Below are 15,089 nucleotides of genomic sequence, written 5' to 3' on the forward strand. Positions count from 1 at the left end.
TAAAGGGCATGCGCAAATTCATGGACTCCAAGATTTAAATTGTCGTTTTCATTGCCAATTCCAGCTACAAAATCTGGCCAAGAGAATACAATTGTTTTTAAAAAGGGATTGTACTCCCCAAGATGATAATCTTGATTAAGGGATGAGAAATAGGGCCCGGGATAAATAATAATTTTTTCCACCGATTCGATTAGATAATTGCGCATTCCAAAGGTGAGCATCACGGCAATGGATGACACGGTTACCTTCACATCTCTACTGACTTCAAAACCGTCAAGTCCGATAAACTCTTTACTATTCATAAAAACATTCAATCGGTGCTTAAAGAGCTGTTTCTTATAGGCGTCTAATCGATTGTAAAAAGGGGCGTGATAATACAACACCAATATATCATCCGTATATAAGTTTTTAAGGTGAAAATGATTGTAGACCACTAAAGGCTTACCGTAGATTTTGGTATAGGCGAAATCAGTGAGGTTATACCCCCAATAAGTGAACAATAGCACCGCTGGTATCCCTAGTAGTAATGAAGTTAGCATAGCTTGAAAATACGATATTTTTACTTAATAAAAAAGCGGATTTCCACAATACAAGACTCATTATCAGTTCTTTTCTATGCCTAAGGGGTACACCTATTGCCGTGGAGTATTTTTAGTGATCCCTTTTTTAACAAAACATCACATGCAGTATCAAACCCGATATTTAAATAATGTATCACACTGAAAACCAATCGCCATACTCCATTGAAAAAATATATTCATAAAAAAATAGCACCCCTAAAATGAAATCTTAGGAGCGCTATTTCTTTTATTATAACGTGTAACAATCTTATCTTAAGAAGCTTACACTTAAATAGATCGATTAATCCAGAAATTCTAATTTATCCCAATCAACCTCCTTGGTCTGATAATAATTGATATCCATGAGTTCAAACCTGTGGTGTTGTTTTGCGAGTCTTTCTTTGTAGGTATCCCAATTTCGCAAGGAATCTTGCGACCATCCTATTTCAGCGTACCCTAATATTCTTGGGAAAATCAAGTATTCTACATCCTTCATAGAGGTTAGTGTTTCTCCCCACAAAGGTGCTTCTACTCCGTAAATATCATCGCTATCAATACCTTCCACTAAACTTGCTGGATCCCAATCGTAACCTGTTTCTACATTGATTAGACCCGCCCAATTAAGTCCAATTGGGGTGAGGGAATCATACTTCATATCCATATACGCTTTAGCAGCTTTAGAGACAATTAGCTTATTACCTTGTGCAACGGCCGCTTTGGCATTTTCATCTTTCGCCCAAAACTGAACTAAGGTTTCATCCAAGAGTTCGGCATTGCTAATTTCATCCCAACCGATGGCCTTTTTTCCATGATTTGCAGTGATTTGTTGCGCTTTTTCCATAAAGAAAATGAAATCCTCTGGCTCTGTGGAATGAGACTCATCACCACCGATATGGATGTACTCCCCTGGTGTAAGGGCAGCGAGTTCTCTTATAACATCATCGATAAATTCATAAGTAATGTCTTTATCGATACACAAGGTGCTAAATCCAACTTCGATCCCTGTATAAGGCGCAGTAGCTTTGCCATCACAGTTTAGTTCTGGATAAGAGGCTAAAGCAGCATTGGTATGCCCTGGCATATCAATTTCGGGAACAATTGTAATGTATCGCTCCTTAGCGTATTGCACAATTTCTTTATACTGTTGCTGAGTATAGAATCCTCCTTCACCTCCACCGACTTGAGTGCTAGCTCCTATACCGGTGAGTTCAGGCCAGGATTTTATCTCAATACGCCATCCTTGATCATCTGTTAGGTGTAAATGTAGCTTATTCATCTTATAAGCTGCGATATAATCGATGTATTTCTTCACATCTTCAACACTAAAAAAGTGTCTTGCTACATCCAGCATCGCACCCCTGTATTGATATAGCGGATAATCCTTAATTTCTACCGCTGGAATCAACCAATCTATTGGTGATTCTTCATCGGCCACAATGCCAGAAGGCAATAATTGTATCACTGTCTGAAGGCCTCTATAAATTCCTGCTGGAGTACGGGCCTCTAGCACTAGATTATCAGCGGTCACCTTTAAAGCGTATCCTTCTTCTTGCGCCACCTGGTCGGATAATTTAACGATAAAACCTTCCGATGGATCTGAAGCTGGCAAGGGGTTTACTTTTAAATTAAACCCGGTTGCCGTTACCAGTTTGTCCATAAATGCCGCCGTGGTGGTTTGCAGGGTATCTTCAATATAGAACTGCGTATCAGGAGTAATCTGAAAAGTTCCTTCCAGGGCTTGCACAGACACTGGGGTAGGAATTAAACTTCTTTCTTCCAAGCTAACTTGTGGAGTGGGTTTCGAACAGGAAAAAACACCTAGTATGACCACACCCACAAAGCAAATTTTGAAATAAAAAGCTAGCTGATCCTTTACATTAATTTTGAATTGTTTCATGTGGAGTTGTTAGTTTTGCTAATTTAGAATTTAGGCACCTAATTCTTTACCGACCTTAAGTAGTAAGTCCCTAGTTTTTATGATCCCTTCTTCCTCAGACAAGACACGTCCTTCGTATTCAATACCTACGAATCCTCTGTATCCTGCATCTTTAACCATTTTCATAACCCTTAAATAATCAATATTAGTTTCATTACCTTGATCATCGAAATCATGAGATTTAGCACTAATAGCTTTGGCAAATGGAAGCATTTCTTCGATACCTTGATAACGTGGATATTCCTTAGCACAGCTGTAATTCTCTCCGTATTCAATACAGAAGTTTCCAAAATCAGGAAGGGTTCCACAATTCTCGAGATTTACTTCTTTCATAACCCCTGCTAGCCATGCACCATTAGAGGAGAATCCACCGTGGTTTTCTACTAAAATATCAATCTTAGCATCCTTGGCAAATTCCGATAGTTTGGTAAGGGAATCTACTGCTGCTTTAGCTGCGGCTTCCATCTGTTTTCCTCCTCCCAAGTTTACCCGAATTGCATGACATCCTAAGAAATTGGCAGCCTCTACCCATTTGTAGTGATTTTCAATTGCTTGCAAACGTTTTTTAGCATCTGCATCTGCTAGATTACCTTCCCCATCAATCATGACAAGAACGTTTTGTAAGCCTTCTGCAGCAGCGCGTTCATTCATGGTAGTTAAATACGCTTTGTCCTTCGCCTTATCTGCAAAAAACTGGTTGACATACTCGAGTCCTTCACAGCCTAATTCGCGCGCCTTGCTTGCAAAATCCAAATTATCCATTTTTCCGGATTTCAATGCCCTGTGGAAGGACCACTGTGCTAGCGAAATTTGAAAAAACATGGCTGCCTCTTCGGCCTGAATTGCGGAAGAATCTACCTTATTTTCTGCTCCTTTTTCCGTTGATTTTTTTGAATCTTGCTTACAGGCAAGAGTTCCCATAAAGGCGAGGGCCAAACTAGAGGTCGCCGCTCTATTGACAAACTGTCTTCTTTTCATTTTTGAAGTGTTAGATTAGTAAATCGATTGATTATCACACATTATTGCTATAATAATCTTAAATAGTAAATGGTAAAACTATCATTTTTACAACAAATTAACAAGTTTGAATAACTGTAAATTGCTCATAAGTACAACTATTTAAATTTCTTACTACTAAATTAAACCCAGCAATCTTAAATGATTGTCAAAACAGCCATCGTGATAAGCTCCTTAACTTAGATACTTCTTTAACACTGGAGTGCTGCCCAAAAAAAAGGGCTGTTATTACAACAGCCCTACACACAAACTAACTTGAAAAAAACCAAAATTTATTACGGATTTAGCTAACTCAAATTTTCATTGTTCTATCCTATTTTCAAATTATTCTATTTTATCGTTGGCACCTCAAGTTTTGAGAAATCAACTGACGGTGACTTTCCATTAGGGGTTCTTTCAAATTCACTATCTATAGGGGTATGTTCACTGAAAAAACCACAATTCTTCATATAAAATTGATGACTGTCTACTCCTGCGGCATAATCCAATCGCGCTCCTTTTCTAGCGGTGGCATCTGCAGTAAATGTAGCTTTGGTAAGTTCATGCCACTGACCATTTGTATCGTAAACCCACTGATTCCCGTAGGATCCTTGTCTTGAGATGTAACCTGTTTTGGTTACAAAATTCTCCAAAAAGGAATGTGGTCGTGTCAAATAAGTCGAGGTATACGGCCTTCTAAAACTCGCGATAAGATTCCATTGATCTTCCTCTGGGTCAAAAAAGTAGGCGGTATAATCAGTGGAATTATTAACCGACGGTTCCCCTTTGAGCAAAAACTTATAGGTAATTCCCGCCTTCCAATTAAAAACCTTATAGCTTTGTCCACCAGAACCTTCATTTCCAAATTCACCAGTGTGAACACCCTGGCCTTTACCGAGCATGATAATCTTATAATCCTCTGGGATTTCTTCTGGATTTTGGGTCTGATAGGGGCTCCAAACTGAGAATAGTACACGTCGTTCCTTTTCAGAATTCACTTGTATTCCAAAATAACCTTCTCCAAATCCATTGGCCATAAAGTAAGAACCAATAACGTCTTGACCTGGTGCTACCGTAATCTCGTTATAGAACCACAAGATATCCTTATCCTGAGGTGTCTGATAGGTAAGATGGACCGATGGACCTCTTTGTCCCCAATAAAAATCATCCTTTACATAGGTTACCCCTTCTGTTGTGGCCAATCCACCAACGCCAATGGTTTTAATGATAGCAAACGCATCTCCGCTTTTTTCAACGCCTTGGATTTCTATGGGGTGATAGCCTGGTTTATCAATATTAAATGATCCTACATGAACCTCCTTAAACTCCACATTGTCGATAACAACCTCTTTTGTTTGGCCATTTATAGTCACCAAAATGGTCGAACTTCCCTGATTGACTCTTGCATTTAAACCAACTTGAAGCGCACCTGTATCGTTTAAATAGACATAGGTATTGATCTTTGTAGAAGGATCTGTCCACTGTTGGATACCTTGCTGGTCAATTCGAACACTTGCATGCTTATGATTGCTTACCACCCAGCTATTTCCTGCAGGTGGAATCTGATAACTATATGCTATTGAATTTACTTCTATTTCACTACTGCTAGTACCCTTACAAGCATTTAATACCACAAACCCTAGTAGCATTGTAATGGTCTTGGCTATTTTTAATACGCTCATCCTTTGGTGTTGTTTTAAAAGCCAGGCTGTCGTTATATCCCCCGTGACAGCCTGGTTACAAAAAAAAATTAAAAATGATAAAAAGCTTCCCCTAACAAGGTGATCAATCGTTTTGGATCAGGCTAGGTTGCGCATTAATTTGACTCTCTGGAATGTATTCAATAACTCTATCATCCGTTGGAAGTATTTCAAAATATGGATCGCTACCTGTTAGATGCGTTCCAGGATACCTGCGATCCATGGTAAGGTTATTTCGAAACACATCGAATTTTCGGTGTCCCTCAAAAGCTAATTCCAATCTGCGCTCCTCCAATACGATCTCTAAAAGATCCTTTCCTTCTGGAAAATCAGCAGTACTTTCATAAACGGGAATACCAGCTCTTTGACGAATGATATTAACATTCTCCAAAGCAGCTGTTGCATTGTTTAATTTGGCATACGCTTCTGCTTTTATTAGATACATTTCTGCCAAACGAGAAATCACAGGAGACCATAGGTGTGGTACGCCTTCCTGTCCAGAGGCCTTTAAAATATAAAACTTAGGATAACCATTTCTTTTGAACATATCAAAAGTTTTGTTGACATACACTTTTTCATTGGCAGAATTGGTAAAATAATAGCGCGTCTGTCCTGCTACCGCTTCCTGATGAACTTGGTAATCTACATCCTCGTGGGTGAAGAAAGTTTGACCTTCGGATTCAAAAGTTCTTCTAAACTGATAGGTATAGTTTTCGTTGATCCAATAGACTGCTGGATATTTATTTCCATTGTCATCTGTCTCGTACTGAGGATCGATAAATCCTTTACGAGCATCCGCTGGATGTTGGTTGATAAGGTCTAAATAAGAACTAGATGCGTACATCTCTCCCCATCCAGATCCTTCGATATTGGCATAAAGTGATCCTACGGTATACCATCCATTGGTATAATCCGATTCTTCGGTGGATCGCAGACAGAAAATCGTTTCTGGATTTTCCTCTGGAACTTTTTTAAAGTAATTGCTAAGCTCATCTTTCGGCACTAGAGAAAATCGCCCTGAGTTAATCACTTTATCAGCATAGGCAATCGCCTTGTCATTAAGCCCCATATACAGGTAAACTCTCGATAGCAACGCCTGGGCTGCCTCTTTAGTGGCATAGGCATTTGTTTTGCTAATGCTCATCAATGATTCCGCCTTTAATAGGTCTGCCACCACTTGATCATATACCTCCCCAACAGTATTTCTATCAGGAATATCATTAATATCAGAGGTTAATTTTAAAGGCACTCCTAAGTTTGATGTCCCTTGTATATATGGTCTTCCAAAAACATTCACCAATTGAAAATAAGTATAGGCTCTTAAATAGTAGTTCTCGCCAATTAGCTGATCGGATTCAGCAGACTCCCCTTCGGTGGCAAGTTCTATTACTTTATTACACCCTACAATGGCTTTGTAGCCAGAGCTCCAAACATCATTGGTTCGGTATCCTGTGGTAATGTTGTGATAATTATAGGTATAGAACAGCGGATCCGTGGTGGTTCCGCTTAAAGAAACATTATCACCTGGATATTCAGAGATCCGGTGGAGTTGTGGTGCAAATCCGTAACCATTCCCGTCTCCTTTTAATAAGGCATAGGAACCTCCGGTGGCCGATAAAAGCCCTCCATCGCTTTCAAATAATTCATCTGAAGCTACTGAGTCATATGGAAATCGATCCAAATCACAGCTGATCAAACTCGCTGCTATTACTATACTATAGAATATTTTTTTCATTTTTCTGAGTTTAAAATTAGAAGGAAGCAGAAACTCCGACAGTTAATCTTTTAGCAACGGGATATAGTGCATTGTAAGTTCCACCTACCCCAACCTCTGGATCCATTCCCGAAAAATCAGTAATAGTCCACAGGTTATCCCCTGAGATGTACAGGTTTAAATTGGTCAATCCCAGATTTGAAATCCACTGAGAATCCAAGGTATAACCCAATCGAACATTTCGCATTCTCAAGAAGCTTCCGTCTTCTAAATAGCGTGAGGAGGTCTTGTTTGACAAGTTGTTTCCTCCATAAACTGCCCTTGGATGGGTTGCAATATCTCCAGGAGCTTGCCAACGATTCCAACCATCGGCTAATACCTGTTGGTTGTATGTTGGGTACGCCCCATCTGCATCATACAATTCTCTACTGTAATTGTAGACCTGATTCCCTTTGCTGTAGGCAAAATTTGCCGAAAGACTAATCCCTTTGTAGTTGAAAGAGGTTCCGAAACCACCGTAATAGTCAGGTGAAGCTGTGCCGACTTCTTGCTGGGTAGCATTGTTCCAATTGTTGGTTGTGCTCACCTGGCCTGTTTGCTGATCAACCACCTCCCAAAGGGGATCACCATTCTGTGAATCAACACCAACCCACTTACGCATAAACCAAGTGTTGATGTCTTTTCCAATATTCAGGCGCTTGTTTCCTTTAATAATAGGCTCACTTTCATAAAGTTCAGTAATCTCATTTTTATTAATTCCAATGTTGAAGTTTACAGACCACTGAAAATCTTGGTTTCGGATAATATCCGCATTAGCAAAAACTTCAAAACCGTTGTTTTTTACCCCACCGATATTCTCCCAATAGCCACTATAACCTGTAACATCTGGAATAGCGATAAAATAAAGTAAATCCGAGGTGTCCTTAATATAATAATCAAAAGTAAGTCCGATACGATCCAGTAAGAATAGATCAAAACCTATATTGGTTTGATAGGATTTCTCCCAACCCACATCAGCATTCCCTAATTGAGAAGGCGTGGTTACAGGTATACCGTTATAGGTATTACTCAAATTGTATAAATCGTATTGAGGATATAGAGAACTAGGTCTATTCCCAACTGCTCCGTAACTCACACGCAATTTTAATTCATCAATAGCTGCTATATTAAAGAAAGATTCATTGTGAATATTCCAACCTAAACTGGCAGAATAGAAGGTTCCATATTGGTTGTTTTCACCAAAATTGGAGGCGCCGTCTCTACGAATAGAGAACTGCGTCATATACCTGTCATCATATCCATAGTTTGCATTGAATAAAAAGGATTGTAAGGCATATTCATTTTTAAATCCTCCAACACTTTTAGGCCGAGCAGCATTATTTAAAATATCGGTCCCTGGAACAATTCCAGAACCCGTGGCTGAGAAATCGTCATATACGTAATCATTGTATTCATATGCTGCCAGGGCAGTTAAGCTGTGCTTATCCCAATGATTCATGTACTTGATCATCTGATTGGTAAAACGGGTGATCCTCCTTGAGGTCGATTGCCCCAAAAGACCATCCTCCGCTCTTCCTCCATTGGAAGCAGGGTCGGTATAGGATTTACTATCCGCTCTATAAAGGGTATAACCATTGGTGGAAATAAACTTTAAATGATCCGTAATTTTAAATTCTATATCGAAATTTGAATATAAATTCAGCTCTTGAGAATTACTATTATTCCATTGTAGGTCGAACAGGTAATTGCTCTTATCTCTTCCAATCCATGGCACCCCGTTTTCCTGAGGATTGACAATTTCTCCTGAGGCATTATATGGATTATCCCAAGGCATATAGGTCAGCATAGCATACATTGAATGCTGTCTGCTCTCTCTTGTACTGTAATTCAGAGCAATTTTTGGCTTAATGGTCAATCGTTCTCCAATGTTGTGATCGTGATTGATTCGAAGGCTTAACTTATCATACTCGTACCCTTTAATGGTTCCCGTTTCATCATAAAAACCTACGGAGATATAAGTTCTAGAGTTTTCTTCCCCAGCGGTAAAGATCAGATTATGATCTTGCACAACCCCCGTTTGTGTTCCATTGTCAAGCCAGTCATAATCGCGTGTAAGTAACTCTGGAGTAAACCATGGGTTATCCGAGGCATTGAAACTATCGCCAAAATTTTTGTAGTAATCAAACATTTGGGATGAGTTCATTACTTCGAAATTCCCACTATTAAAAGTAGAGAACCCCGTTTTAGAAGTGAGGGTCAATTCACTTCTACCTTTTTTAGCAGATTTGGTGGTAACCACCACTACCCCATTAGCTCCCCGGGATCCGTATAACGAAGTCGCCGAAGCATCCTTAAGGACTGATAAACTTTCAATTTCGTTTGGATTTAAATTAGGCGTTCCATGCATAATTACCCCGTCTACCACCCATAATGGCGCCACTCGGCCATCGATCGAGGAGATCCCTCGAATACGAATATCAGGCACTGATCCAGGTTGACCTGAAGATTGAACAACCTGTACCCCAGCAACTTTACCTTGCATCATAGTAGAAACGTCCGTGGTAGTGACATCGCTTAACTCTTCGGCATTTATAGTAGAAACCGAAGCGGTTACCTCTTCCCTTGTTTGAGTTCCATAGGCTACAATCACTACCTCATCAAGCTCAGCCGCAGAGACCGCCAAGTTCACGTGAAGCTCCGACTGTCCAGCCACAGCAATCTCTTTGCTTTGATATCCGATATAAGAGAACACTAAAGTGGCATCTTCTTCCACATTTAATTGAAAAAGTCCATCGAAGTCAGTAGCAGCTCCTTTATTAGTTCCCTTGACCAGAACACTAACCCCTGGAATAGGAACACCTGTTTCAGCATCGGTTACCTTTCCTGAGACTTGTTTCTGCTGTGCAACAGAGAACAAGAAGCAACACATGCTAATCCATGTAAATAGATATTTCCTCATCATTGTTTTACGTTTTTAAGTTATGATTTGTCTTTGTTTATGTTGTTACTTTTTTTTAAAATGGATGTAAATAAGGAATCATAAGGTAATTTATTTCATATTATGTGCTAAAGTAAAAATATTTTTAAAACTAGCAAACAATAATAGAAATTTAGCTTACGTATTGTTTTGTTATATAATTAACATTATTCTTGAAACTCTTATTCACGCTATCGTTGTAGCTTTGATAATAAAGCTATACTGCAACTTATGAATAAAATTAAAAAAAGGGTATTGAAAGATTTTTTATTTACGTTTTATTTACTTTAATTTGTCTAGAAAAGTAAGATGGACTATTTTTATGGTAGATTAACACATCTGTTATAGTACAAATGCTTTAAAAGAATATTAAATGGAAAAGGAAACCACAAGTTATATCAACCAACACACAGAAAAAGAAATTAAGGCACAACCTAGACTATGGAATGAAACCTTTTCTTTACTTGTAGAAACTAAGAAAGACATTGCGTCATTTCTTTCGCCTATTTTACAGCAGAAGGATTTGAGGATCATCCTCACTGGAGCTGGCTCCTCTGCATTTGTAGGAGAGGTCGCACAAGGCGCCATTCAACAGCAGACAAGTCTACCTACTCAGTTGGTTGCTACTACAGATTTAGTAACCCACCCAGAGGCGTTCTTTATAAAGCAAAGACCAACGCTATTAATTTCCTTTGCACGATCAGGAAATAGCCCAGAGAGTTTAGAGGCTGCTTCGCTTTTGGACCAGCATTGTGATCAGGCTTTCCACCTTATTATCACCTGTAATCCAGAGGGCAAGCTTGCTAATTTCGATACAAAAAACCCATTGTATAGCATTCAGCTTCCAGAGGAGACCAATGATAAAAGTTTAGCGATGACTAGTAGTTTTACTGCGATGCTGTTAACTTCACTTTTAGTTTTTGACATCGAAAACATCGAGGGTAAGAAAGCGGCTGTGGAGGATATGATTACCATCGGTCAGGAGCTATTAAAGGCGGAAGAGGTTTTTAAAGCGATTGCCGCGGGTAGTTTTAAGCGTGTAGTGTTCTTAGGTTCGGGTCCTATGTTAGGGATCGCCAGAGAATGTCATTTAAAACTTCAGGAACTGACCGATGGTCAGGTAATCTGTAAACACGATTCTTTCCTTGGGTTTAGGCATGGTCCTCGTGCGGTTGTAAACGCGAACACTTTAGTGGTTTACTTATTCTCAAATGACCCGCATGTGTTTAAATACGAAAAAGATCTTGCTGTGGATATTGCACGTGATCCAAGAAAAATACAATCGTTAACAATTACTGATGAACCTACACTTTCGCTGGCGCATTCGAGACAAATTCTAACATCATCATTTAAACATTCAGGCCATCTGAATACCGTTCCTACTACTTTAGTAGGACAATTGTTGGGTCTTCACAAGTCACTTTCATTAGGCCTTGATCCAGACAATCCATCAGTATCAGGAGCCATCAATAGAGTTGTCCAAGGTGTTACCATTTACAAAAGAGAAGAAAAATGATCTTAAACGTCTGTCCAAATCCATCGATTGATACCTATGCATGGTTGGAGGATCTTCAGCCAGGACATTCGAATCGTATTACAAAACTAGTAGAATTTCCTGGAGGCAAGGCAACACATATTGCCATAGCACTTCAGGAATTAGGACAGTCAAATACATTAATGGCCAATTGGGCTGGTAACACCGGAGAGTGGATCAAAGAGCAGTGCGCCACTGGTGGAATTCGCATTAGTGGAATCTCCATCGAGGGACAAAACAGAAAATGTTATACCTTTAGATCTGATAATCCAGCATTTGCCAATACCGAATTATTAGAACCCGGTCCGGTATTTAATTCGAACCATTGGAACGAATTTAAATCGGTCTTTGAAAAAGAAATTAAAAATCACGAACTGATCTGTATTTCTGGTTCATGGCCAAAAGGCGCCTCTAATACAGCAACCAAAGAGTTAGTCGATTTTGTCAATAAGGCTGGAAAGAAAGTAATTATCGACTGCTCAGGAGAGCAACTTAAAAAGAGTCTCACTACGTCCTTTTTCGGCATTCATTTAAATGAACATGAGGCCAGCGAATTGCTAGGAACTGATTCAGTTGACAAGTCCATAGCCATCCTTAGACAAAAGGCAGAACTTATTGCTATAACAAAAGGAGCAGAAGGTTTATGGCTCTATTATAAGGATGAATTGTTTCACGCCAATGTTCATCTGGACCAGGTGATAAGTACCGTTGGAGCTGGAGATTGTCTAACGGCAGGGATCGCCTATGCTGTGTATCACGACTTCTCCCCCGAAAGGACAGCGGCCTATGGGGCTGCTTGCGGAGCTGCCAATTGCTTACACGAAGAACTTGGAGCGTTAGAAAAACAGACGGTAGAAAGACTACTTGAAAAAGTAGTGGTGAAAAAAATAAAACTTAATACAACAAATTATGCCGACTAAGGAATTACTGGTTATCGGAGAGCTGAATGTCGATTTGATATTAAACGGGATCCAAGGATTTCCAAAAATTGGAACCGAAATTCTAGCACAAAAGATGAACCTTACCTTAGGAAGTTCATCAGCCATAATGGCTGCCAATGCTTCTGCTATTGGAATAGATACCTATTTCTGTGGCCTTATAGGAACAGATGATTTCGGTACCTTCCTTCTTAATTCATTAGAGTCAAAAGGAGTCAAAACAGTCTATATACAAAAAACCACAGAACATCAGACCGGAATCACGGTAGTGATGAGTTATGATCAGGATCGTGCCAATGTTACCTATTGTGGAGCAATGGAAGCTTTAACATACCAAAAGATTCCATGGGATGAGCTTACAGGATTCAAACACCTGCACTTGTCTAACTTTTTTATTCAAAAAGGAATACGAGAAGATATTGTAAAAATTTTCGAAAAAGCAAAAAGCTTAGGACTCACCACCTCACTGGATTTACAATGGGATCCAGAAAATCTTTGGGATTTTGATTTTAAGAATTGCTTACCACTGGTGGATATCTTTATGCCAAATGAGGCTGAGCTGCTCGCTTTAACCAAAAAAGATACTTTAGACCAGGCACTAGAGACTATCGCAACTTGCAGCAATACCACCGTGGTAAAATTGGGAGATAAAGGTAGTCTTGCGGTAGCCAATGGAAAGCGTATTGCTGCCCCAGCTTTTACCAATAAAAATCCAGTGGATACCATTGGAGCTGGAGATTCATTTAATTCTGGATTCATCAAAAAATACTTAGATGGCAGACCGCTTGAGCAATGTCTTCAATACGGCAATCTCATGGGTGCACTAAGTACAACTGCACCAGGGGGTACTGCAGCATTTGCTTGTAAAGAATCTATAAAAAAGACCCTAAAGGAAACATTTAATTCTGAATATTAAACCAATGCGATTAAAAGAAAAACTACAACAATTTACTAAAGAAAAACGTGGTTTACTAGCCACAAATTATTATAATTTGGAAACTCTACACGGGGTGTTAAGAGCGGCTTCAGAATTAAATGAACCTGTAATTCTGCAACTCACCCAGAGCTCCATCGATTATATGGGTTTGGAGACGGCAGTAAAACTTGGTCGTGCAAGCTTAGCGCAATTTAATGTAGAGGGATGGATTCATTTAGACCACGGCGGTTCTGTGGATTTAGTACAACGCTGCTTGGATGCTGGGTTTGATTCAGTGATGATCGACGGAAGCGAATTGCCTTTTGAAGAAAATATAAAAATCACCCAGGATGTGGTAGCGCGGGCTAAAGCCTATGGCGCAAATGTGGAAGCTGAATTGGGCTATGTAGCTAAGTTAGGACAAGCCCATGTTGCGCAAGGATTTACCCAACCACACGAGGCTAAAGATTTTGTAGAGGCTACGGGTGTTGATGCCCTTGCTATTGCCATTGGAACAGCACATGGTTTTTACAAGCAGACGCCAAAATTGGATATCGAATTGTTAAAGGCGATCCATGAGGTAACACCTGCTACCCTAGTGTTACATGGAAGTTCTGGCGTTCCTCACGACCAGGTTCAACAAGCCATCAGTAATGGTATTTGCAAAGTAAACTTAGCTACAGAAATAAAAAATATATTTATGAAAACCTTACAAAGCGAGCTAAGCAATAATGAGGAAATCGATTTGAGAAAGGTTTTTCCTAAAGCGACTTCCCAGGTTACTGATCTCGTAAAAACGAAACTCATCATGATAAAAAACAATACCGATGCTTAAACCTTTTATCGATGCACATGTTCATTTAAACACAAGATCCCAGGCGAAAATGGAGTTGGCTCAAAAGTACGGTGCACGCTTTTTATCGATCAACACCGATATTCCATTTTTTGATTCCCTAGAGGAGCAACAACAAATCGTACACGATTTGTTAGAGAAATACCCTGGTAGTATCAAATACTTCACCAGCTTTGATACCACCCATTGGAATACCCCAGAGTGGTTACCCCACGCCATGGCACAAATAAAATCAGGACTTGAAAAAGGTGCTGTTGGGGTTAAAATATGGAAAAACATCGGAATGGATCCTGGTGTTAAAGATGCCGATGGGAACTTTGTTCTTTTAGACGATCCACGATTCGATCCTATATACCAGTATTTATCGGATAACAATATAATGTTGATTGGTCACCAAGGGGAACCGAGAAACTGCTGGTTACCTCTGGAAGAAATGACAGTGGATTCGGATCGAAATTATTTCTCTGCACATCCAGAATATCACATGCATTTACTCCCAGAATATCCCTCTTACGAGCAACAGATGCAGGCCAGAGATAACGTCCTAGATAAGTTCCCAAATTTAAAATATGTAGGGCTCCACCTCTTTAGTATGGAATGGTCCATTGATCAGGTCGCAGCCAGATTAGATAAATATCCCAATAGTAAAACAGATTTAGCCGAGCGCATATGTCATGTGCAACTTCAAGCGAAAGAGGATCCTGAAAAAGTTAGAGATTTCTTTATAAAATATCAAGATAGAATCATTTATGGTACCGATGTAATTGATGATGGCAGTATGAACGAGAAGGAACTTGTTGAACGATTTGAAACCCTTTGGAATAGCCACTGGGACTTCTTTGCTTCAAATAAGACCATGACTGCCCCAGAATTTAAAGGGGAATTTAAGGGACTTGAATTACCTGAAAAGGTTTTACATAAAATATTTTACCAAAATGCTGTGGACACCTACGGGTTCTAATGGG

11 protein-coding genes are annotated in these 15,089 nt (G+C 39.6%); 5 read left to right on the top strand and 6 right to left on the bottom strand.

The genetic code is table 11. The features are described 5' to 3' along the window. From VKY50_RS05790 to VKY50_RS05815, 6 genes are all read right to left on the bottom strand, one after another. A partial coding sequence (locus VKY50_RS05790; protein WP_324299797.1) for a zinc-dependent peptidase occupies window positions 1–539 on the bottom strand: 539 nt, incomplete at its 3' end. 322 nt (window positions 540–861) lie between these two features. Then, window positions 862–2,457: a beta-N-acetylhexosaminidase gene (locus tag VKY50_RS05795; RefSeq protein WP_324299799.1), complete on the bottom strand. Its 1,596-nt coding sequence runs from the start codon at window positions 2,455–2,457 to the stop codon at window positions 862–864. Between the two features lie 30 nt (window positions 2,458–2,487). After that, complete coding sequence (locus VKY50_RS05800) at window positions 2,488–3,474, bottom strand: sugar phosphate isomerase/epimerase family protein (RefSeq protein WP_324299801.1); 987 nt, start codon at window positions 3,472–3,474, stop codon at window positions 2,488–2,490. A 368-nt stretch (window positions 3,475–3,842) separates the two neighbouring features. Next, window positions 3,843–5,174 (bottom strand): DUF3472 domain-containing protein, encoded by a 1,332-nt coding sequence (locus VKY50_RS05805; RefSeq protein WP_324299803.1) that lies wholly within the window; start codon window positions 5,172–5,174, stop codon window positions 3,843–3,845. A gap of 103 nt (window positions 5,175–5,277) precedes the next feature. Next, window positions 5,278–6,927 (bottom strand): RagB/SusD family nutrient uptake outer membrane protein, encoded by a 1,650-nt coding sequence (locus VKY50_RS05810; RefSeq protein ID WP_324299805.1) that lies wholly within the window; start codon window positions 6,925–6,927, stop codon window positions 5,278–5,280. Between the two features lie 16 nt (window positions 6,928–6,943). Then, on the bottom strand, window positions 6,944–9,868 hold the full coding sequence (locus VKY50_RS05815) for a SusC/RagA family TonB-linked outer membrane protein (protein WP_324299807.1): 2,925 nt from the start codon (window positions 9,866–9,868) through the stop codon (window positions 6,944–6,946). Between the two features lie 388 nt (window positions 9,869–10,256). Between VKY50_RS05815 and VKY50_RS05820 the strand changes: the two genes are divergently transcribed. From VKY50_RS05820 to VKY50_RS05840, 5 genes are read left to right on the top strand one after another with little or no spacing between them, the layout of a single operon-like run. Further along, window positions 10,257–11,399, top strand: a complete 1,143-nt coding sequence (locus VKY50_RS05820) for an SIS domain-containing protein (RefSeq protein ID WP_324299809.1) — start codon at window positions 10,257–10,259, stop codon at window positions 11,397–11,399. Further along, on the top strand, window positions 11,396–12,337 hold the full coding sequence (locus tag VKY50_RS05825; protein ID WP_324299811.1) for a 1-phosphofructokinase family hexose kinase: 942 nt from the start codon (window positions 11,396–11,398) through the stop codon (window positions 12,335–12,337). Before VKY50_RS05820 ends, VKY50_RS05825 begins: the two co-directional genes overlap by 4 nt. Next, a complete protein-coding gene (locus tag VKY50_RS05830; protein WP_324299813.1) occupies window positions 12,327–13,271 on the top strand; it encodes a carbohydrate kinase family protein in 945 nt (314 codons plus the stop codon). The genes VKY50_RS05825 and VKY50_RS05830 overlap by 11 nt, the downstream gene beginning before the upstream one ends. A gap of 4 nt (window positions 13,272–13,275) precedes the next feature. Then, window positions 13,276–14,106 carry a class II fructose-bisphosphate aldolase gene (locus VKY50_RS05835; RefSeq protein ID WP_324299815.1) on the top strand — a complete coding sequence of 277 codons (831 nt, stop codon included), beginning with the start codon at window positions 13,276–13,278 and terminating at the stop codon, window positions 14,104–14,106. After that, a complete protein-coding gene (locus VKY50_RS05840) occupies window positions 14,099–15,085 on the top strand; it encodes an amidohydrolase family protein (protein ID WP_324299817.1) in 987 nt (328 codons plus the stop codon). The genes VKY50_RS05835 and VKY50_RS05840 overlap by 8 nt, the downstream gene beginning before the upstream one ends. Window positions 15,086–15,089: the final 4 nt, after the last annotated feature.

This window comes from Galbibacter sp. (genome assembly GCF_035306585.1).
In the GTDB taxonomy this organism is placed as follows: Bacteria; Bacteroidota; Bacteroidia; order Flavobacteriales; family Flavobacteriaceae; genus Galbibacter.

Excerpts from the sequence above, each read along its gene's own strand:
- VKY50_RS05795 (WP_324299799.1), bottom strand. The coding sequence starts at position 2,457 with ATGAAACAATTCAAAATTAATGTAAAGGATCAGCTAGCTTTTTATTTC.
- VKY50_RS05800 (WP_324299801.1), bottom strand. The coding sequence starts at position 3,474 with ATGAAAAGAAGACAGTTTGTCAATAGAGCGGCGACCTCTAGTTTGGCC.
- VKY50_RS05805 (WP_324299803.1), bottom strand. The coding sequence starts at position 5,174 with ATGAGCGTATTAAAAATAGCCAAGACCATTACAATGCTACTAGGGTTT.
- VKY50_RS05810 (WP_324299805.1), bottom strand. The coding sequence starts at position 6,927 with ATGAAAAAAATATTCTATAGTATAGTAATAGCAGCGAGTTTGATCAGC.
- VKY50_RS05815 (WP_324299807.1), bottom strand. The coding sequence starts at position 9,868 with ATGATGAGGAAATATCTATTTACATGGATTAGCATGTGTTGCTTCTTG.
- VKY50_RS05820 (WP_324299809.1), top strand. The coding sequence starts at position 10,257 with ATGGAAAAGGAAACCACAAGTTATATCAACCAACACACAGAAAAAGAA.
- VKY50_RS05825 (WP_324299811.1), top strand. The coding sequence starts at position 11,396 with ATGATCTTAAACGTCTGTCCAAATCCATCGATTGATACCTATGCATGG.
- VKY50_RS05830 (WP_324299813.1), top strand. The coding sequence starts at position 12,327 with ATGCCGACTAAGGAATTACTGGTTATCGGAGAGCTGAATGTCGATTTG.
- VKY50_RS05835 (WP_324299815.1), top strand. The coding sequence starts at position 13,276 with ATGCGATTAAAAGAAAAACTACAACAATTTACTAAAGAAAAACGTGGT.
- VKY50_RS05840 (WP_324299817.1), top strand. The coding sequence starts at position 14,099 with ATGCTTAAACCTTTTATCGATGCACATGTTCATTTAAACACAAGATCC.